This window comes from Phenylobacterium haematophilum (genome assembly GCF_014196295.1).
In the GTDB taxonomy this organism is placed as follows: Bacteria; Pseudomonadota; Alphaproteobacteria; order Caulobacterales; family Caulobacteraceae; genus Phenylobacterium; species Phenylobacterium haematophilum.
The window spans coordinates 18,509-36,027 of the sequence record NZ_JACIDK010000004.1; the positions used below are offsets into that span (position 1 = coordinate 18,509).

General features: G+C 68.4%; 17 protein-coding genes. 13 read left to right on the forward strand and 4 right to left on the reverse strand.

All coding sequences use genetic code 11. The features are described from left to right. The first annotated feature begins 148 nt into the window (after window positions 1–148). From GGQ61_RS14200 to trhA, 3 genes are all read left to right on the forward strand, one after another. Window positions 149–2,869 carry a TonB-dependent receptor gene (locus GGQ61_RS14200; protein WP_183773906.1) on the forward strand — a complete coding sequence of 907 codons (2,721 nt, stop codon included), beginning with the start codon at window positions 149–151 and terminating at the stop codon, window positions 2,867–2,869. 58 nt (window positions 2,870–2,927) lie between these two features. Further along, window positions 2,928–3,311: a DUF3597 family protein gene (locus tag GGQ61_RS14205; protein WP_183773907.1), complete on the forward strand. Its 384-nt coding sequence runs from the start codon at window positions 2,928–2,930 to the stop codon at window positions 3,309–3,311. A 268-nt stretch (window positions 3,312–3,579) separates the two neighbouring features. Then, on the forward strand, window positions 3,580–4,242 hold the full coding sequence (trhA, locus tag GGQ61_RS14210) for a PAQR family membrane homeostasis protein TrhA (protein WP_183773909.1): 663 nt from the start codon (window positions 3,580–3,582) through the stop codon (window positions 4,240–4,242). A gap of 1 nt (window position 4,243) precedes the next feature. Here the strand turns inward: trhA and GGQ61_RS14215 are convergent, their stop codons facing one another. Then, complete coding sequence (locus GGQ61_RS14215; protein WP_183773910.1) at window positions 4,244–5,800, reverse strand: PAS domain-containing protein; 1,557 nt, start codon at window positions 5,798–5,800, stop codon at window positions 4,244–4,246. 185 nt (window positions 5,801–5,985) lie between these two features. Here GGQ61_RS14215 and GGQ61_RS14220 point away from each other — a divergent pair, with 185 nt between their 5' ends. The 5 genes from GGQ61_RS14220 (at window position 5,986) to GGQ61_RS14240 (ending at window position 10,615) form a co-directional block, all read left to right on the forward strand. Further along, window positions 5,986–6,621 carry a response regulator gene (locus GGQ61_RS14220; RefSeq protein WP_183773911.1) on the forward strand — a complete coding sequence of 212 codons (636 nt, stop codon included), beginning with the start codon at window positions 5,986–5,988 and terminating at the stop codon, window positions 6,619–6,621. Window positions 6,622–6,717: 96 nt separating this feature from the next. Further along, window positions 6,718–8,013, forward strand: a complete 1,296-nt coding sequence (locus GGQ61_RS14225) for a DUF1254 domain-containing protein (protein ID WP_183773912.1) — start codon at window positions 6,718–6,720, stop codon at window positions 8,011–8,013. Continuing rightward, entirely contained in the window at window positions 8,010–8,786 is a 777-nt protein-coding gene (locus tag GGQ61_RS14230) for a DUF2092 domain-containing protein (RefSeq protein WP_183773913.1), read from the forward strand. The genes GGQ61_RS14225 and GGQ61_RS14230 overlap by 4 nt, the downstream gene beginning before the upstream one ends. Before the next feature lie 10 nt (window positions 8,787–8,796). Beyond that, window positions 8,797–9,363, forward strand: a complete 567-nt coding sequence (locus GGQ61_RS14235) for a hypothetical protein (protein WP_183773914.1) — start codon at window positions 8,797–8,799, stop codon at window positions 9,361–9,363. A gap of 307 nt (window positions 9,364–9,670) precedes the next feature. Then, a complete protein-coding gene (locus GGQ61_RS14240) occupies window positions 9,671–10,615 on the forward strand; it encodes a formylglycine-generating enzyme family protein (protein ID WP_221221049.1) in 945 nt (314 codons plus the stop codon). On the opposite strand, the gene GGQ61_RS14245 is transcribed toward GGQ61_RS14240, so the two are convergent. Next, a complete protein-coding gene (locus GGQ61_RS14245) occupies window positions 10,612–11,394 on the reverse strand; it encodes a hypothetical protein (protein ID WP_183773915.1) in 783 nt (260 codons plus the stop codon). The two genes, GGQ61_RS14240 and GGQ61_RS14245, sit on opposite strands and share 4 nt — an antisense overlap. A gap of 256 nt (window positions 11,395–11,650) precedes the next feature. Here GGQ61_RS14245 and GGQ61_RS14250 point away from each other — a divergent pair, with 256 nt between their 5' ends. From GGQ61_RS14250 to GGQ61_RS14270, 5 genes are all read left to right on the forward strand, one after another. Further along, window positions 11,651–12,079: an EF-hand domain-containing protein gene (locus GGQ61_RS14250; RefSeq protein WP_183773916.1), complete on the forward strand. Its 429-nt coding sequence runs from the start codon at window positions 11,651–11,653 to the stop codon at window positions 12,077–12,079. A 19-nt stretch (window positions 12,080–12,098) separates the two neighbouring features. Then, window positions 12,099–12,461: a DUF1622 domain-containing protein gene (locus tag GGQ61_RS14255; RefSeq protein ID WP_183773919.1), complete on the forward strand. Its 363-nt coding sequence runs from the start codon at window positions 12,099–12,101 to the stop codon at window positions 12,459–12,461. 140 nt (window positions 12,462–12,601) lie between these two features. Then, a complete protein-coding gene (locus GGQ61_RS14260; protein ID WP_183773922.1) occupies window positions 12,602–13,204 on the forward strand; it encodes a DUF4136 domain-containing protein in 603 nt (200 codons plus the stop codon). A 27-nt stretch (window positions 13,205–13,231) separates the two neighbouring features. Beyond that, the gene (locus GGQ61_RS14265) at window positions 13,232–14,095 is read left to right on the forward strand and encodes a bile acid:sodium symporter family protein (RefSeq protein ID WP_183773925.1); all 864 of its coding nucleotides are present in this window, start codon (window positions 13,232–13,234) and stop codon (window positions 14,093–14,095) included. A gap of 101 nt (window positions 14,096–14,196) precedes the next feature. Continuing rightward, window positions 14,197–14,901 (forward strand): DUF3313 family protein, encoded by a 705-nt coding sequence (locus tag GGQ61_RS14270; protein ID WP_183773928.1) that lies wholly within the window; start codon window positions 14,197–14,199, stop codon window positions 14,899–14,901. On the opposite strand, the gene GGQ61_RS14275 is transcribed toward GGQ61_RS14270, so the two are convergent. Beyond that, window positions 14,902–15,462, reverse strand: coding sequence for a gluconate 2-dehydrogenase subunit 3 family protein (locus tag GGQ61_RS14275; protein WP_183773931.1), 561 nt, complete (start codon window positions 15,460–15,462; stop codon window positions 14,902–14,904). Beyond that, the gene (locus GGQ61_RS14280; protein ID WP_183773934.1) at window positions 15,462–17,192 is read right to left on the reverse strand and encodes a GMC oxidoreductase; all 1,731 of its coding nucleotides are present in this window, start codon (window positions 17,190–17,192) and stop codon (window positions 15,462–15,464) included. The genes GGQ61_RS14275 and GGQ61_RS14280 overlap by 1 nt, the downstream gene beginning before the upstream one ends. Between the last annotated feature and the right edge of the window lie 327 nt (window positions 17,193–17,519).

Consider the following 17,519-nt stretch of genomic DNA (forward strand, 5'->3'; position numbering starts at 1 on the left):
CAGCACAACCCCTCCGGGCGAACTGTAATCATAAGTCGTTTGACGCTGCGTAATTTACAGCCTTAGCTCCCAGTTCTGAACGGCCACGCTCGACGATGGCCGTCGATAATAAGAGCCCCGTCATGAACTGGGGGCTAGGGAGGGAAGAATGAGCAAAGCCTTGCTGGCTTCTGCGTCTGCGCTCGCGCTTGTCTGGTCGACGCCCGTATGGGCCCAGTCATCGGGCGGCGGAACCGTAATCGAAGAACTGATCGTCACCGCCCAGAAACGGGAAGAGTCCGTGCAGGACGTCCCGATCGCGGTCTCGGCCTTCAGCGAACAGGCCTTGAGGTCCCGCGGCATCGACACCGCCGGCAACCTGGTCCAGTCGGTCCCGAACCTCACCTTCACGCGCCGCGCCCTGCGCACGAATTTCCAGATCCGCGGGGTCGGCGCCCAGCTTGTGTCAACCGGCGGCGACGACGGCGTCGGCATCCACCACAACAACGTGCCCTTGACCTCCAACCGCCTGGCGGACGCCGAGTTCTACGACGTTGAGCGGGTCGAGGTGCTGCGCGGCCCGCAGGGCACTCTTTTCGGCCGCAACGCCACCGGCGGCGTGGTCAACGTCATCACCAACAAGCCGACCGACGTCTTCGACGCCTCGGTCACCGCCGAGTTTGGCAATTTCAACAGCATCAAGCTGCAGGGCTTCGTGAATGTGCCGCTCGGCGACATGTTCCAGCTGCGCGCGGCCGGCTTCGCCCTGCAACGCGACGGCTACACCGACAACACCCTGAACGGTCAGGACATCGACGACCGCGAGATCTGGGCCGCCCGCGTCACTCTCGGCTTCACGCCGACCGACAACTTCCGCGGCTACATCCTCTGGGACAATTTCTCGGAGGACGACACCCGCGGCGCGCGCAAGCAGCTCTGCCAGAAGGACCTCGGCCTCACCAACGTGCTCGGCGTGCCGACCGGCGCGGCGCAGGCCGCCTTCACCCAGGGCTGCTTGCCGGCCTCGGTCTACGGCGACAACGTCTACGGTACGACCAACCAGCTCTCGACCTTCACCGGCATCATCGCCCGGCAGATCGGCCTGCAGACCACCGACGCCTTCGCCGGCAAGACCATCTCGCGCGACCTGCGCGAGATCGAGGTCTATGGGCGCCCGACCTACCGGCCGCGCACCGACCTCTATGAGCTGAACCTGGAATGGGACGTCACCCCGCAGCTCACCGCCACCTCGCTGACCAGCTATAACGAGAACGAGAACTACACCCGCGGCGACTCCACGGGCGGTTACTCCTCTGTCCCGTTCGGGATCACGGCCTTCACTCCGACTGGTGTGCTCAACGACCCTCAATTCGGCGTCACCGACCGCCTGATGAGCGAGTCCGGCGGGACCAGCCACAACGAGCAATGGACCCAGGAACTGCGGCTGCAGTCGAACTTCGACGGCCCGCTGAACTTCAACGTCGGCGGCATCTACCTCGACTACAAGGCGACCAGCATCACCTACGTCGCCACCAACGCGGCCACCGCCGCCGTGCGCGTGGTCCAGCCGCTGGCCTATGTCGACCCGTTGCGCGATCCCGACTTCACCGGCCACAACTACTACATCAGCCTCAGCGAATATGAGCTGAAGTCGAAGGCCGCGTTCGGCGAGCTCTACTGGCAGGCGACCGACGACTTCAAGGTCACGCTTGGCCTGCGCTACACCGACGACAAGAAGTGGACGCGCGGAAGCGGCTCGACCCTGTTCACGCCTGGGCGCGGCCCCAGCTTCACCGCCGACCAGAGCGTCCAGTTCAAGGAGACCACCGGCCGCCTGAACGTCGACTGGTCGCCGGACCTGTCGTTCACCGACGACACCTTGCTCTACGCGTCGTACTCGAAGGGCTACAAAGGCGGCGGCTTCAACCCGCCGGGCGTCGTGGCGCTGGGCCTGAACCCCAGCTACGAGCCTGAATTCGTCAACGCCTTCGAGGTCGGGGCCAAGAACACCCTGGCCGACGGCCGGCTCCTGCTGAACCTGACCGCCTTCTACTACGACTACCAGGGCTACCAGATCGGCCGCAGCGTGAACCGCTCGGTCTACAACGAGAACATCGACGCCAAGATCTGGGGCGTGGAGATGGAGTCGATCTGGGAGCCGATCGACAACCTGCGGCTCAACGCCAACATCGGCTATCTGAACACCGAGATCGAACAAGGCCAGGTCGTCGACACCTTCAACCGCACCCAGGGCGACTCGGCCTACATCTATGCCAACTCCACCAACGGCGGCTGCATTCTCAACGCTCAGGGTGTGGCCAACCTGCTGCAGGTCCCGGGCGGCTCGACCCTGCTGGCCAACTTCGCCTGCGGCGGCACCGGTTCGGGAACCTCGACGATCCGCGGACGGCTGCTCGCCGCCGGCGTCCCGGCCGCCACCGCCGACGCCCTGACCAACGGCGTCTACAACTACGGCCCGGGCGTCTCGCGCTTCGCCAACGGGGCCGGCGAAGGGGTGATCCAGGATCTCTCGGGCAACGACCTGCCCAACGCCCCGGAATGGACCGTCTCGCTCGGCGCCCAGTACCGCTGGGAGCTGCCCAACGGCTGGAACGCCACCCTGCGCGGCGACTACTACCGCCAGTCCGAGAGCTACATGCGCTACAACAACGCCTTCTTCGACAACATCGAGGCGTGGGAGAACGTCAACGCCAGCTTGATCGTCGCCAATCCCGACATCGACCTGAGCGTCCAGCTCTTCGTGAAGAACCTGCTCGACGACGACACTATCGTCGGCTTCGACATCGCCGACGAGAACCTGGGCGCCACGCGCAGCGTGTTCCTGCTCGATCCGCGGCTCTACGGCATCTCGATCACCAAGGGGTTCTGACGGGAACTCCTGTCATGGCCGAGCTTTAATAGGAGGCGATCCAACAGGGAGACGGCGCATGGGCATCTTCAGCTCGATCATGGACAAGGTTTTTCACCGCAAGAAACCCGAGGCCGCTCCGGCTGCCCCTGCCCCGGCTCCGGCCGCAGCGCCCGCCGCTGCGGCCCCGCCTCCTCCGCCTGAACCGGTCAATGTCGAGGCGGTGCTCGTTCAGATCGCCGAGCTCAAGGGCGGCGGCGGCAACTGGCGCACCTCGATCGTCGACCTGTTGAAGCTGCTCGACCTCGACTCCAGCCTCGACGCCCGCAAGGAACTGGCGGGCGAACTGGGCGTGAACGCCGGCCCGCACGGCAGCGCCGAACAGAACATCGCCTTGCAAAAGGCGGTCTGGGACGCCCTGGCCAAGAACGGCGGCGTGGTGCCGGCCAGCCTGCGCGACTGATCATAGCGGCGGAGCGGCGCCGGCGCCCAGAGCACCGGGGCCGCCTCGCGCCAGGACTGTCCAGCCGTTTGCCGGTCTCCTTCCAGCCAGTCGGCCCCGCCATCAACGCGCGGCCCTCTTCGACGGCCAGTATTTCGCGCCCGTCTCGGGGCGCTCTCCCTTGACGCGAGATCACGTCGGAGCCTCGTGTTTGACCGAGGCGCTCCGCCGCTCGCGCCACGCCGCGAAACTGCTATCGTCCGCCGACGCCTGGATCTGGAGACGCCCTATGAGCCCGCCTGCGGTTCCGCCCCGCCACTATCCGACCCCCAGCGCCAAGTGCGCCGATCTCGTCGTGCACGTTGTCGGCCTGACCCTGGCCCTGGTCGGCGGGATCGTGCTCCTCACCCTGGCGGTGCGCGCGCAGTCGCTCAGCATGGCCTTCGCCGTGGGCATCTATGCGCTGGGTCTGCTCGCCATGCTCGGCTTCTCGACCGCCTACAACTTCGCCAAACCGCGGTTCCGGCCGGCCCTGCGGCGGCTCGATCACGCCGGGATCTTCCTGATGATCGCCGGTTCCTACACCCCGTTCACGACCCAGACCCTGACCGGCGCCTGGGCCTGGGGCATGACCGCGGCGGTGTGGTCGGTGGCGGCCTTCGGCGCGTTGGGTAAGGTGCTGCTGCCAGGCGTCGGCCGCCGTGTATGGGTCGCGGCCTATCTGCTGCTCGGCTGGATCGTTCTGGTGGCGCTCAAGCCCCTGCTCGCCAACGCCACCAGCCTGACGATGCTGCTGCTGGCCATCGGCGGCCTGCTCTATTCCAGCGGCGTCGCCTTCTATCTGAACAAGAAGCTGCGGTTCGCGCGGGCGATCTGGCACGGCCACGTCGTGGCCGGCGCAGGGGTCCACTGGGCCGCCGTCCTGCTCGGCGTCGTGCTGACCGCCCGTTAGGTCACGCCAGTCCGGGGGGCGCGCGTCCGGCGTCCAGGCCCAGCCGGCGCGGCGCGAACGAGCGCACCTCGCCGTTGCCGGCCGGTTCACGACGCAGGACCCTGATCTCGTTCTGCCGCGCCAGCAACGGCAGCTGCGCTTTGAGCCGCATGCCGCCGGCGCCCGGCTCCAGCTCCAGGCGTCCGCCCAGTTCGATCAGCCGCCCGCGCATGCTGCTGATGCCGACTCCGGTCTCGTCGTCGACCGTCGGCACATGCCCGTTGGGCGGCCGGCCGCCGTCGTCCTCGATCAGAAGCGAGACCTCCGCGCCGACATAGTTCAGCACCGCCCGGACCGAGCGCGCGGCCGTATGCCTGTGCACGTTCATGAGGGCTTCCTGAAATATCCGGAACAGCGTCCCGTCCTGAGCGCTGGACGTGGCGCGAGGGCGGCCGGCGACTTCGACCGAAATCCGCAGCGAGGCGCGCCGACCGAAGCCGTCAGCAAAGGCGCGGAGGCGCTCGACGAGCTCGCGCCCGCGCGCCTGCGGCGGATGCAGCATGAACGAGAAGGTGCGGATCTCCCGATGCGCCGCTGAGATCGCGTTGCGGATGTCGCGCAGGATCGCCTGGTGGCTGTCGTCGAACGCCGCACGCCGTTCAAGCGCGGCCAGGGACAGCCCGATGGCCACCAGGTGCTGGGCCGTGGAGTCGTGCAATTCGCGCCCGATCCGCCGGCGCTCGTCCAGTTCGGCCCGCGCGACGTCCTCTTGCGCCCGCGCCAGCGCCTTGGCCTGGGCCACGGCGGCGGTGACGTCGGACGCCACACCGATCACACGGCGCACCGCGCCCTCGGGCGTGCGCGAGAACACCCGGGCGCGCGACTGAACGATCCGCCAGTCGCCCTCGGCGCCGCGCAGCCGTAGCTGCGTCTCGCAAACCTCCTGGTCCTTCAGCGCCGCCATCGTCTCCAGGTGACGCTGCAGAGCCGTGCGGTCGCCGGGGTGAAGGCGATCCTGCACCTCGGACAGACCCGCGCCCGTCGGCGACAGCCCCAGGCTCTCGGCGAGCTCGGGGTGGATGTACCGCGTCCGACGCTGGATCACGTCGTAGACGTAGAGCATCCCCGAGCTGATCGGCCCCAGGTGATCGAACAGAGTCTCGTTGCGAGCGGTCAGATGATGGGTGCGCGCGGCGGGCGGCATGGCCAGGATCACCTGCTCGGCCTCGGACCCGCCCCAGTCGACCGGAAACGCCGAGACCCGGCTGCCCGTCGGATACGTATCCGAGCGCAGCGCCCGGTCGATGCGTCCGGGTCGCCGATCCTGCGCGCATTGTTCGACGAGCGCGCTTAGCCGCCGGGCGTCGGAGGGACTGCAGACCTCGTCCAGGCCACGGCCGGCCAGGTCTTCGGACAACCCGAGCCGGGCTGCGAAGGTGGGGCTCGCCGATATGAACTTGATGCGCCCAGCGCGGAGTTCGGCCAGGGCCGTCGCCACGCCAGAATGGTCACGCTCTAGGTCGCTTCCCGACAGGCATCGCGCGTCCGCCGCGCTTGCGTCGGTGTGGGCTAACGCCATCGTCCGTCTCCCGCTTCCCAGGTCGAACGACCTCAGGAAGTCCCAAACAGCGGCGCCCGTTCCCCCGACGGAAGGAACACCCTTCCAGAATACATGCCCGAGACCAAACGTATATGGGTGATCTTACTAATGCACGAACTAATCCGATGGGTGTATTACCTAGGCATTCATACCTGGGGTGTTGAATGCTGAGAATTCTGATCGCCGACGACCATGAGATCGTCAGGCGGGGGATAAGGGATATCGTTGAAAGCCACCCAGGTTGGGAGGTGTGCGGCGAAGCTTCCGACGGCCAGGCGGCGGTCGAGCTCGCCACCGTCCAGCAGCCCGATGTCGCGGTGATCGACGTCTCGCTGCCGCTGATGAACGGCCTGGCCGTCACCCGGCGGTTGCGCCAGGACTCCCCTCAGACCAACGTCCTCCTGTTCACCATGCACGACGACGACGAGACGGTCAGCGGCGGCCTGGCGGCGGGGGCCCGCGGCTACCTGCTCAAGAGCGAGAGCGAACAGCACCTGGAGGCGGCCATCTCGGCGCTGGGGGCCAACCGGCCCTACTTCTCCTCCTCGGTGTCTGAACTCCTGCTGGAGGCGGCGGTCAGCGAACGCAAACGTTCGCGGCTCGAAAGCTTCACCATGCGCGAGCTAGAGGTCGCTCAACTCATCGCCGAGGGCAATTCCAACAAGCAGATCGCCCGCCAACTGCAGATCAGCGTCAAGACCGTCGAAAGCCACCGGGCCGCGGCGATGCGCAAGGCAGGGGTGCGAACTGCCGCCGAGTTCGTCCGTTTCGGCATAAAACACAATCTTATCCAGCCCTAAGTCCCTTACCGAATGCCCCCGATATCGGGTTTGACCCGATGGCGGCGCTAGGCGCGCGCTGGGACGCTTCTCCTTAAAAAGGAGGCGTCCACGCCCATGGCGTCGCAACTACAGACGAATCCGTTTGAGCTCCGGCGCGCCGCCGCTGACGGGGTCGTTCTCGGGTTCCCCTTGCTGCTGGTCGACGCCGTACGTCGGACCCATCCGGTCGGCATGAACCAGGTTCTCGCGCTGCCAAGCGACTGCAGCGTCATCGCCCCCGGCCTGAGTGACGACGACGACCTGATCGTGCGCGCCAGCGCCTGGATCGATCTCAGCGACGGGCCGATGGTGCTGGCCCTGCCCGATCTGGGCGGCCGCTACTGGGCCATTTCCCTGTTCGACGCCTGGGGCCGCCGCATCGGCCGCGTTGATCCGCGCACCCATCGACACGGGCTGCATCTCCTTCTGGCCGGTCCCGGCTGGCGCGGCGAGGCGCCTAAGGACGCCGTCGCCCGGCGCGCGCCCACGGACCTGGTTTGGGCGGTCGTACGGATCGCCGCCCGCTCGCCGGAGGACATGGACGCCACCCGCGCCCTGGCTGGAAAACTCGCGCTTGGACCAGCCGGGCCCGCCCAAGCGCGCCTGCGCCCGCTCGCCGGCCAAGTCGACGCGCCGCTACAGCCGGCCCTCGACGCCCTCACCACGCTCTCGCCCCATCGCCTGTTCCACCACCTCGCCCGTCTGTTGGCCCGCTACCCGGTCGACGAGCTCGACCTATCTGCCCTGGCAGGCATCGGCCTGGCCCCCGGCAAGGCCTTCCACCTGCCCGACGAGACCGCCCTGCGCGACGCCCTGGCTCTAGGAACTTCCGATGGTTTCGCCCGGGTGATCCACGACCAGGATCCGGCCGAGGGCGCGACCTGGCGCACAGTCCCCGCCGGATCGGACGGCTCCGCCTCGGCGTTATTGGCCAGTCTCGGCTCGGCCGCGCCCGAGGACATGCAGCAGTGGCTCTGCGACAGCGACGCCGACGGACGCCCGTTGATCGGCTCAGAGCCCTACATCGTCCGGTTCGCGCCGGGCGCAGCGCCCCCCGTCGACGGATTCTGGACGCTGGGATTGGCCGCCCGTGCGCCCAGCGGCGCTCTGCGCGCGGGCGCCCGGCTTCTCGACAGCCGCGACGCCCTCGCCCTTGATCCGGACGGAGCGCTGACCGTGCGCATCGACCACCAGCCGGCCGGCGCCCCCAACTGGCTTCCCGCGCCGGCCGGACGGCTGCGCCTACGCCTGAAGCTCTACTGGCCCAAGGCCGCCGCGCTTGGCGGCGGCTGGCGCCCGCCGCCTCCCGAACGGATCGGTGGTTCGCATCGATCGTCCACCCCCCAGCCTGAACACCGGGAGTCCCCATGATCAGATCAGCGCCCTGGCTCTCGGCCGCAGCGCTCGCCGCAGGGCTCGCCTCAGCCGCGCTCGCCCAGCCAGCCCCGTCCCCAGCGGCCTCGGCCGCCGCCGACAGCGACATCGACCCCGAGGCGATGGAGGCGATGAAGCGGATGAGCGCTTACCTCGCCGCCCACACCAGCTTCGAACTCAAGACCACGGGGGCCTTCGACCTCGTGCTGGACGACGGCCAACGCCTCCAGTTCGGCGACAACGCCACCTTCAAGGTGCGTCGTCCCGACCGGTTCGTCATCGAGCGGGTGGGCGACTACAAGGACCGCCGTTTCACCTATGACGGCAAGCAACTGACGGTGTCTTCGCCGCGCACGTCCTACTACGCCCAGGTCGACGCTCCGCCGACCATTCGCGAGACGCTGACCCTCGCCAGCCAGCGCTACGGCATCGAGTTGCCGCTGACCGATCTCTTCCGCTGGAGCGAACCCGGAGGCGGCCGCGCCGACGAGGTCAAGGAGGCGCTCTATGTCGGCCCCGCCGTCATCGACGGGACCCCCACCGACCACTTCGCCTTCCGCGAGGACGAGGTCGACTGGCAGATCTGGATCGCCCAAGGCGACGCCCCGGTCCCGCGCAAGATCGTCATCACCGACCGCACCGATCCCAGTTCCCCGCAGTACACGGCCACCCTGTCCTGGAACTTCCGACCGGTCTTCGACGCCCAGACCTTCGCCTTCAAGGCCCCGGCGGGAGCCCTGCCGATCCGCCTGACCGCCCTCACCCAGTAGGAGTCACCGCATGTGGAAGTTCCATAGCCTGTCCCTGACCGCGGCGGCGCTTGCGGCGGCGCTGTTCCCCGTCCTCGCCGAGGCCCGCCCCGCCGGCGGGGGCGGCGGGCACCAGGTCCGCGGCGGCGCGCGCTCCAGCGTCCAGGGCGCCCGGCCGGCCGCCTCGCGCGCGACGCCTCCGCCGCGCCAGAACGTCAGCGCCAACGCCGGCGCACGCAACGCCGCCGTCTCCAACCGCCAGGCCAACGTCAATCGCGGCGCGAACGTCAATCGCAGCGGCAATCGCGTCAACACCGGCAACGTCAACGTCGGCAACAACGTCAACATCGACGTCGATCACGACAACGGCTGGGGCTGGGGCGACCGCGACTATCATCCGGTCGCCGCCGGCGTGGCGGTTGGGACAGCGGCCGCGGTGACCTCCGCCGCCCTTGGCTCGCGCTACTACTCGCTGCCGCCAGCCTGCGCGCCCTACCCTTATTCCGGCTACACCTACTACTCCTGCGGCGGCGTCTACTACGCGCCCCAGTACGAAGGCGACACGGTCGTCTATGTGGTCGTCGATCGCCCGGGCTAGGACCGGCGCCTAGACCTTCCGGCCTCGGGGTATTCCACGCCCCGCCTGAGGCGCCGACCTGATCACCGTGCCTAACCGCGGGTGCTGTGATGGCGGCGTCGGAACGCTCCTTCCCCTCCCCCCGGGGACCGCTCCGTCAGTCGGGCATCGGACCCGACCTCCTGGACAGGCCCCGCGCCGCTCTCGAGGGCGCGGGGTCTAACCCTGGGCGGCTTCCGCTCCGGATTTCGCCGGATCGCCAAGCGTTCCCGCCGGTGGTCAGATCGCCTACAACCAACGCTGATCGAGGACTCATCGGATGCCCCAAATGCAGCATCAGCTTCGCGCACCCGACCAGCGCCCGGGCATGGTGTGGATTCCAGGCGGCGGCTTCCGCATGGGCTCGGACATCCACTATCCGGAGGAGGCGCCCATCCGGCAGGTCGAAGTCGAAGGCTTCTGGATCGACGCCCGCCCGGTCAGCAACCGCGACTTCGCCGCCTTCGTCGAGGCCACCGGCTGGGTCACCAACGCCGAGAAGCCGGCGGATCCGGCCGACTATCCGGGCGCCGATCCGGCCATGCTTGTCCCCTCCTCGCTGGTCTTCATCCCCACCGCCGGCCCCGTGCCGCTGAACGACATTCGCGCCTGGTGGCATTACGTGGCCGGCGCCGACTGGCGCCATCCCTATGGCCCCGACAGCTCGCTCGATGGGCTCGAGGATCATCCGGTGGTCCACGTCTCCTGGGCCGACGTCGAGGCTTACGCCGCCTGGGCCGGGGCCGAGCTGCCGACCGAGGCCGAGTGGGAGTACGCCGCGCGCGGCGGGCTGGACGGCAAGATCTACGCCTGGGGCGACGCCTTCGAACCCGGCGGCAAGCCGATGGCCAAGACCTGGCATGGCCGCTTCCCGTTCGAGAACCTCGACAAGACCGGCTGGCCGCGCACCTCGCCGATCGGCTCGTATCCGCCGAACGGCTACGGCCTGTTCGACATGATCGGCAACACCTGGGAATGGACCGCCGACTGGTGGTCGACCGCCTCGGCCGAACCGTTCAAGGGCTGCTGCGCGACCAGCCGCTCCCAAGCGGCGATGGAAGCCAGCTACGATCCCAACCAGCCGGAGATCCGCATCCCGCGCAAGGTCCTGAAGGGCGGCTCGCACCTATGCGCGCCATCCTACTGCCGCCGCTACCGGCCGGCTGCGCGCCACGCCCAGCCGGTCGACACCTCGACCAGCCACGTCGGCTTCCGCGTGATCGTGCGCCCCTAGGACGGGATCAGGAACGTCAGCACGAAGCGCAGGCCCCAGTCGGGCCCGCCGCTCGGGCTGTCGAAGTAGTAGCGGCCGAAGATCCCGGCCTGCACCTTCTGGTTTCCCGCCACCTTGTACATGTGGGTGACGCCGACGTTCATCGGCACCGTCCACTGCTCGCGGGTCCAATCGTAGGTGCTCTCGAAATTGACCACGACCCCCGTCGTGTTCGGGAAGGTGTAGTTGAAGAACGGCTGCAGCAGCGTGGTGTTGACCTCCTGCGGATGGCTGGTGTCCACCGCCCACAGCTGCGTCGCCAGCAGGCCGTAGGTCATGTGCCCGTCCTGCTTCAGCACCAGCCCGGCCGGCCCTGCCGCCCACTGATGGGCGCTGAAGCCGTCCGTGCCGGTCGGGTAAGAAATGGCCGGCCCGACGCCCAGGACGATCCCTTCGATTTTCGGCGAGAAGAAGAAGGTCTGCAGCGTGTCGCCGAACCCCATCTGTTCTCCGACGCCTGGCGCGGACTCGGTCTGGGAGATCACCGGCACGATGGTGCGGATGATCAGGTTCCAGTCCTCGTTCAGGTGCAGCGGCACCACCGGCTGGACATTGAGCGTCACCCGCTCCCCGTCCGAGGGGCCGTAGCAGCAGTCGTAGTTGAACTGGAACGGCAGGCTCACCAGGTCCGAGACCGGGTTGGCGAGCTTCTTGGCCAGTTCGAGATCGGACTCCTGAGCGCTCGCCAAGGCCGGAGCAGCCGCCATCGCCGCTGCGCCAAAAACTGAAACCAATCTCATGCCTTAGCGCCTTCCACTGATGCGCCGCCCGAGAATGGGCTGCAGCGCGGACCTGGCCCGCGCCGCCGCGCCCGTGCTCCAGACGGACGGTTCCATCCGCGCCCTCTCGCGCCTATCGGGTGCAACCCTGACGGCGGTTGCGGGAATGGCGCATCAGGCCCATCGCCCATCGCACCTCAGGTGGACGCCCAATGGTTCGGGCCAGCGGGAAGCGGGAGCATCCTGCCGACACCCGTCCCGACGAAAGGCCGCCGTCATGAACCGTCTCGTCCTCGCCGCCGCAGCCCTCTCGCTGATCGCCACCAGCGCCGCAGCCCAGACAATGCTCGCCGACGCCAACAGGGACGGCAAGATCACCCCCAAGGAGTACCAGGACTCCCGCCGCACCTTCCTGATGCGCGCCGACACCGACAAGAACGGCCAGATCACGCCCAAGGAATGGGACCGCGCCGCAGCCAGCACCCGCATGGAGCTTGAGGAACGCGGCGTCGACCGCGCCGGCCTGGTCGGCAAGGGCGGCTGGTTCCAGGCCATGGACGCCAACAAGGACAACGCCGTCACCCCGGCCGAGATCGACGCCTACACGGCCGCGCGCTTCAAGGCCAAGGATCCCAACGGCGACGGCGTGATCACCCGCGGCGAGGCGGCCCAGCTCGAAAAGACCGCAGCCAAGAAGATCAACTAGACCCCTCGCCGTAACCCCGATGGAATCCGTTCTCCAAGAACTGGCGACCTACGTCGCGCTGATCGCCGAGTTGGTCTGCGTGCTTTGCATCGCCATCGGGGTCATCGAGGGCGTCTATCTGGCCGGGCGCTACATGGTGATGCCCTCGGGACATCCGGCGCTCACCCGCCGGCAGGTTTGGACCCGCTTCGCGCGCTGGATCATCCTGGCGCTGGAGTTCGCCCTCGCCGCCGACATCGCCCGCACCGCCATCGCTCCCACCTGGGACGACATCGGCCAGCTCGCCGCCATCGCGGTCATCCGCACCGCGCTCAACTACTTCCTCGAACGTGACCTCGAGGCCTTCAGTCGCCCGCTGGGCGCCCCTGAGGCCGAGAAGTAGTCGCGCTCTTCCGGCGCCCGGCGTCAGCCGCACCTCAGCCCGGGTCGAGGGTTTGACCCGATTGCTGGTCTCCATACGCCGCCGGACATTTCGCAGCACAGCCGCGGCGAGCGGCCTGCAACCAAGATTGGAACGTCACCATGCGCAGCCGCGTCCTGAAGTCCCTGGTCTTCACCTCGGCCCTCGCGGCCGCTTCCCTCGGCGTGACCGCCTGCGGAACCTCCGGCGGCAACGTCTCGGTGCTGAAGAGCAGCACCGTCGCGGTCGCGCCCGGCTCGACCTGGGCCTGGGCGCCCGGTGCGCAACCGGGTTCGGGCGACAAGCGCATCGACAACGACATCATCCAGGGCCGCATCAAGGCCGCGGTCGAAGGCGCCCTGGCCGGCCGCGGCTATCGCCAGGTTTTCGACCCGTCGGCGGCCAACCTGCTGGTGCAGTACCATATCGGCCTGCAGAACCGGACCGAGACCCGGGTCGACACCTTCGGCGGTCCGATGGGCCCCGCCGCCTGCGGCATCCGCGGCTGCATCGGCGGCTTCGGCTGGGGCATGTACGGCCCGCCGATGGACGTCGACGTCCGCAACATCAACTACGTCGAGGGCACCGTGATGCTCGATCTCATCGATCGGGCCAGCGGCCAGCTCGCCTGGCGCGCCACGTCCCAGAAGCGGCTCGACCAGAGCGACGCCGACCAAGCTGGCGTGAACGCCATCTTCGCCGACATGGTCAAGACCCTGCCCTGACGCGCCCGCCGCGGAGGCGGCAAGATCATGGAAGCCCTCAAGCAGATCCTGCCGCTGCTGCTGACGCTCAGCCTCGCCGGCCTCGTGATGACGGTCGGCCTCAAGGCCGGGCACGGCGACCTGCTCTATGTGCTGCGGCGGCCGGGCCTGCTGATCAGGGCGATCCTGGCGGTCGAGGTCATCCCCCCGATCGCCGCCGCCGCCATGGTCTGGGTTCTGCCGCTCGAGCCTGCGGTGAAGGCCGGCATCATGCTGATGGCGATCTCGCCGGTGCCGCCGCTGGTGCCCGGCAAGCAGCTCAGTATCGGCGCGCGCAAGGAGTACGCCTACGGCGTCTATCTCGCCATGGCGCTGCTGACCATCATCGCCGTGCCGCTGGTCTTCGACCTCGCCGCGCGGCTGTTCGGCCAACCGCGGACCCTGCCCTTCCACACCATCGCCGCCACCGTCGCCACCGGCGTTCTGATCCCGCTCGGGCTCGGCATGCTCGTCCGCCGCATCGCGCCGGACTTCGCCGAGCGCATCGTTCCCTGGGTCTACCGGCTCAGCATGCTGCTGGTGCTGCTGGTGTTCTTCCCGATCCTGGCGACCATCTGGCCGGCGATCCGGTCCCTGATCGGCGACGGCGCGGTGATCGCCATGGCCGCCCTCACCCTCGTCACCCTGATCGGCGGGCACATGCTGGGGGGGCCGGCCGACTACGACCGCGCCACCCTGGCGGTGGCCAGCTCCGTGCGCCATCCCGGCATCGCCATGTTGATCGCCAACACCACCTTCGCCGACAAGCGCGTCACGGCCGCGGTGCTGCTCTATCTGCTGGTCAGCATGATCATGGGCGCGCTCTACCAGGCCTGGTTCAAGCACCGCTATCCCGCCGCCCGGCCGGCCTGAGCGCCTCGCGGTTCCCCGACCGGGCTTTGCGGGTTTCCCCTGATTTCTGCCCCCGGGCGCGGGGCGCAAGGTGACGCTGACCTTCCGTAGGGAGCCACACCATGACCCGCCGCGCCGTCGTCACCGCGCTCGCCGCCCTCTGCCTGCTGGGAAGCGCCGCGCCCCAGGCGTTCGCCGCCGAGCCGCCCGCCAGTTGGGACGGCCTCACCAACGTGAAATCCAAGCGCTTCGACGCCGCCTACGTGCTGCCGGGCGCCGACTTCCGCGGCTACACCAAGGTCATGCTCGACCCCACCGACGTGGCGTTCCGCAAGAACTGGCTGCGCGACTACAACAACGAGGCGATGGACCTCTCGCAGCGCATCTCCAAGGAAGACGCCCAGAAGATGCTCAACGCGGTCAGCACCGGCTTCGAGGAGGTGTTCACCAAGGCCTACAACGACGCCGGCTACCAGGTGGTGACCACGCCCGGTCCCGACGTTCTGCGCCTGCGCACCGGCGTCGCCAACCTCTACGTCACCGCCCCGGACCGGCCGACCGCCGGCCGCTCGCGCACCTTCAGCGAGGACGCCGGCTCAGCCACCGTGGTGATCGAGGCGCGCGACTCCGAGACCGGCGCCTTGCTCGGCCGGGCCATCGACACGCGCGAAGCCGGCGACACCGGCCCCTACATGCGCAACAGCGTCACCAACCGCTCGGACTTCACCATGCTGTTCAAGCGCTGGGCCAAGATCAGCCTCGACGCCATGGCCGAGCTCAAGGCGATGTCGCCGATCCCCGAGAACCCGGTGGCCCAGCGGCGCTGACTACAGCGCCCAGGCCTTCCCGACCTCGGCCAGCGGAATGCAGCCGTGGTACTCGCCGGGCACCGGCTCGTATCGCAGCGCCAGCGTCGCGCCGGGCTCCGAGGTGAAGTAGCCGATGGTCACGTACTCCTTCAGCAACGAGAAGAAGTGCCGCGGCTTCCACGCCTTGCGGGCGGCGGCCGCCTCCTGGTCGTAGCGGGTCAGCAGCGCGGCCTGCTGGGCCGCCGTCAGGTCGGCGAAGGCCTTGCCGTGCCCGGCCCGCGCATCGGCGTTCATCTGTGTCAGGCCGCTCTTCAACAGCTCGGCCTGGGGTTGCTGCAGATAGGTGGCGATGGCGCGGTCGACGAACTGCGGCGCCTTGGCCTCGCGGGCGCCGGGGGTGTCGGTCGTCGGCACGATCAGCTCGGCCGCGGCGTCCAGCGCCCGGGCCTGCTCGGCGTCGAGGGCGGTCGGCGACCAGGAGAGCGGCGGCAGGGCGGCGGCGACCGGGCCGGCGAAGCCGACCGACACCATGCCCATGGTCAGGGCCAGGCCCCGGAACGCGTCGCGACGGTTCAGCATCACAGGTCCCCCTTGCGCTTGGCCTGCACCGCGTGGTCGACGGCCCGCGCGGTCAGCGCCATGTAGGTCAGCGACGGGTTCACGCAGGAGGCCGAGGTCATGGCCGCGCCGTCGGTGACGTAGACGTTCGTGCACTCGTGCACCTGGTTGTGGGCGTTCAGCACCGAGGTCTTCGGGTCGCGGCCCATCCGCGCCGTGCCCATCTCGTGGATGCCGAGGCCGGGCGCGTAGCCGAGATCGGCGGCCTGCACGTTCTTGAAGCCCGCGGCCTCCAGCATCTCCACGGCCGCGGCCTGCATGTCCTTGCGCATGGCCTTTTCGTTCTCGCGGATCGTCACCTTGGCCGACAGGGTCGGCAGGCCGTACTTGTCTTTGACCGCGTGGTTCAGGGTCACGCGGTTGTCCTCGTAGGGCAGGATCTCGCCGAACGCGCCGAGTTGCATCGTCCACGGGCCGGGCTGGCTCAGCGCGCTCTTGCGCTCGGCGCCAAAGCCCTCGCCCGCCAGATCACGGTCCCAGCCGGGACGCGAGGCCCCGCCCTGGTAACCGTAGCCGCGCAGGAAGTCCTTCTTGGTCGCCGCATCGCCCAGGTTGCGGAAGCGCGGGATGTAGATGCCGTTCGGCCGGCGGCCGGAGTAGTACTTGTCGGCGAACTCCGTAACGTCGGCCTTGGCCCCGACGCGGAAGTGGTGGTCCATGACGTTGCGGCCCAGTTGGTCGCTGCCGTTGCCGAAGCCGTTCTCGAACCGTGAGCTGGTCGAGTTCAGCAGGATCCAGGTCGAGTTCAGGGTCGAGGCGCAGAGGAAGATCACCTCGGCGTAGTATTCCTCTTCCTGCATTGTCTCGGAATCGAGGATCCGCACGCCGCTCGCCTTGCCGGCCCTGCCGTCATAGATCAGCGAGGTGACGATCGCGTTCGGCCGCAGGTTCAGGTTGCCTGTCCGCTCGGCCGCCACCAGCGTCGCCGAGTTGGAGCTGAAGTAGCCGCCGAACGGGCATCCGCGCATGCACATGTTGCGATGCTGGCACTTGCTGCGCCCCAGGCTCAGCTGCTCCTCGGTCGGCTCGGTCAGGTGCGCGGCCCGGCCCATGGTGATCCGGCGCTCGCCGAACTTGCCCTCGACCCTCGACTTGAAGGCCTTCTCGACGCAGTTCATCTCCATCGGCGGCTGGAACTGGCCGTCGGGCAGATGCGGCAGGCCCTCGTTCTGGCCGGAGACGCCGATGAAGCGCTCCACATAGTCGTACCAGGGCGCCAGGTCCGCGTAGCGGATCGGCCAGTCGACCCCGATCCCCTCGCGGGCGTTGGCCTCGAAGTCCATCGGGCTGTGGCGATAGCTCTGGCGGCCCCAGGTCAGCGAGCGCCCGCCCACCTGATAGCTGCGGATCCAGTCGAAGCGCTCTTCCTCGGTGTAGGGGTTTTCGTCGTCCCGGACGAAGAAGTGCTTGGTGTATTCGGTGACCGTGTAGCCGGTGCGCGACTGCACCGGATATTGCGCCTTCAGCTGGTCGGCTGGCAGCTTGCCCTGCGGGTACTTGGTGTCCCAGGGATCGGTCATCGCGGTCGGATAGTCTTCCAGGTGGCGGACCATCGGCCCGCGCTCCAGCACCAGGGTCTTCAGACCCTTCTGCGTCAGCTCCTTGGCGGCCCAGCCTCCGCTGATCCCGCTGCCGACGACGATGGCGTCATAGGTGTTTTCCTGGCGCGAACGGCCGTTCAGATTGGCCATCATTCCCCCCGGTCTCAGTTCGTCGGCGCGATCCGCCTGGTTCTTTCGGCGCGTCGGCGGCGGACGCGAATCCGCCTTCACGCCGACCTGCGCTTTGCGGATCCCAGGTTTCATGAAATGGGTTACATTGCAAGCACACAAGGGAACGCCGAAACGCGCGGCCTGCAGGAGCTGCGGTCGTTTCCATGTCATCCCGGTTTGGGCCGCAGGCCGAAGACCGGGCCCCATGAACACCCGGCGCCGCGAAGCTCACCTTGGTCGCGCCCGTTCCACCTGCACGGTGCGAATGGGTCCCGGTCCTGCTGCGCAAACCCGGATGACGCATTG

What these genes read in the sequence shown, in the direction of transcription:
- GGQ61_RS14200 (WP_183773906.1), top strand. Translation starts at nt 149, where the DNA reads ATGAGCAAAGCCTTGCTGGCTTCTGCGTCTGCGCTCGCGCTTGTCTGG.
- GGQ61_RS14205 (WP_183773907.1), top strand. Translation starts at nt 2,928, where the DNA reads ATGGGCATCTTCAGCTCGATCATGGACAAGGTTTTTCACCGCAAGAAA.
- trhA (WP_183773909.1), top strand. Translation starts at nt 3,580, where the DNA reads ATGAGCCCGCCTGCGGTTCCGCCCCGCCACTATCCGACCCCCAGCGCC.
- GGQ61_RS14215 (WP_183773910.1), bottom strand. Translation starts at nt 5,800, where the DNA reads ATGGCGTTAGCCCACACCGACGCAAGCGCGGCGGACGCGCGATGCCTG.
- GGQ61_RS14220 (WP_183773911.1), top strand. Translation starts at nt 5,986, where the DNA reads ATGCTGAGAATTCTGATCGCCGACGACCATGAGATCGTCAGGCGGGGG.
- GGQ61_RS14225 (WP_183773912.1), top strand. Translation starts at nt 6,718, where the DNA reads ATGGCGTCGCAACTACAGACGAATCCGTTTGAGCTCCGGCGCGCCGCC.
- GGQ61_RS14230 (WP_183773913.1), top strand. Translation starts at nt 8,010, where the DNA reads ATGATCAGATCAGCGCCCTGGCTCTCGGCCGCAGCGCTCGCCGCAGGG.
- GGQ61_RS14235 (WP_183773914.1), top strand. Translation starts at nt 8,797, where the DNA reads ATGTGGAAGTTCCATAGCCTGTCCCTGACCGCGGCGGCGCTTGCGGCG.
- GGQ61_RS14240 (WP_221221049.1), top strand. Translation starts at nt 9,671, where the DNA reads ATGCAGCATCAGCTTCGCGCACCCGACCAGCGCCCGGGCATGGTGTGG.
- GGQ61_RS14245 (WP_183773915.1), bottom strand. Translation starts at nt 11,394, where the DNA reads ATGAGATTGGTTTCAGTTTTTGGCGCAGCGGCGATGGCGGCTGCTCCG.
- GGQ61_RS14250 (WP_183773916.1), top strand. Translation starts at nt 11,651, where the DNA reads ATGAACCGTCTCGTCCTCGCCGCCGCAGCCCTCTCGCTGATCGCCACC.
- GGQ61_RS14255 (WP_183773919.1), top strand. Translation starts at nt 12,099, where the DNA reads ATGGAATCCGTTCTCCAAGAACTGGCGACCTACGTCGCGCTGATCGCC.
- GGQ61_RS14260 (WP_183773922.1), top strand. Translation starts at nt 12,602, where the DNA reads ATGCGCAGCCGCGTCCTGAAGTCCCTGGTCTTCACCTCGGCCCTCGCG.
- GGQ61_RS14265 (WP_183773925.1), top strand. Translation starts at nt 13,232, where the DNA reads ATGGAAGCCCTCAAGCAGATCCTGCCGCTGCTGCTGACGCTCAGCCTC.
- GGQ61_RS14270 (WP_183773928.1), top strand. Translation starts at nt 14,197, where the DNA reads ATGACCCGCCGCGCCGTCGTCACCGCGCTCGCCGCCCTCTGCCTGCTG.
- GGQ61_RS14275 (WP_183773931.1), bottom strand. Translation starts at nt 15,462, where the DNA reads ATGCTGAACCGTCGCGACGCGTTCCGGGGCCTGGCCCTGACCATGGGC.
- GGQ61_RS14280 (WP_183773934.1), bottom strand. Translation starts at nt 17,192, where the DNA reads ATGGCCAATCTGAACGGCCGTTCGCGCCAGGAAAACACCTATGACGCC.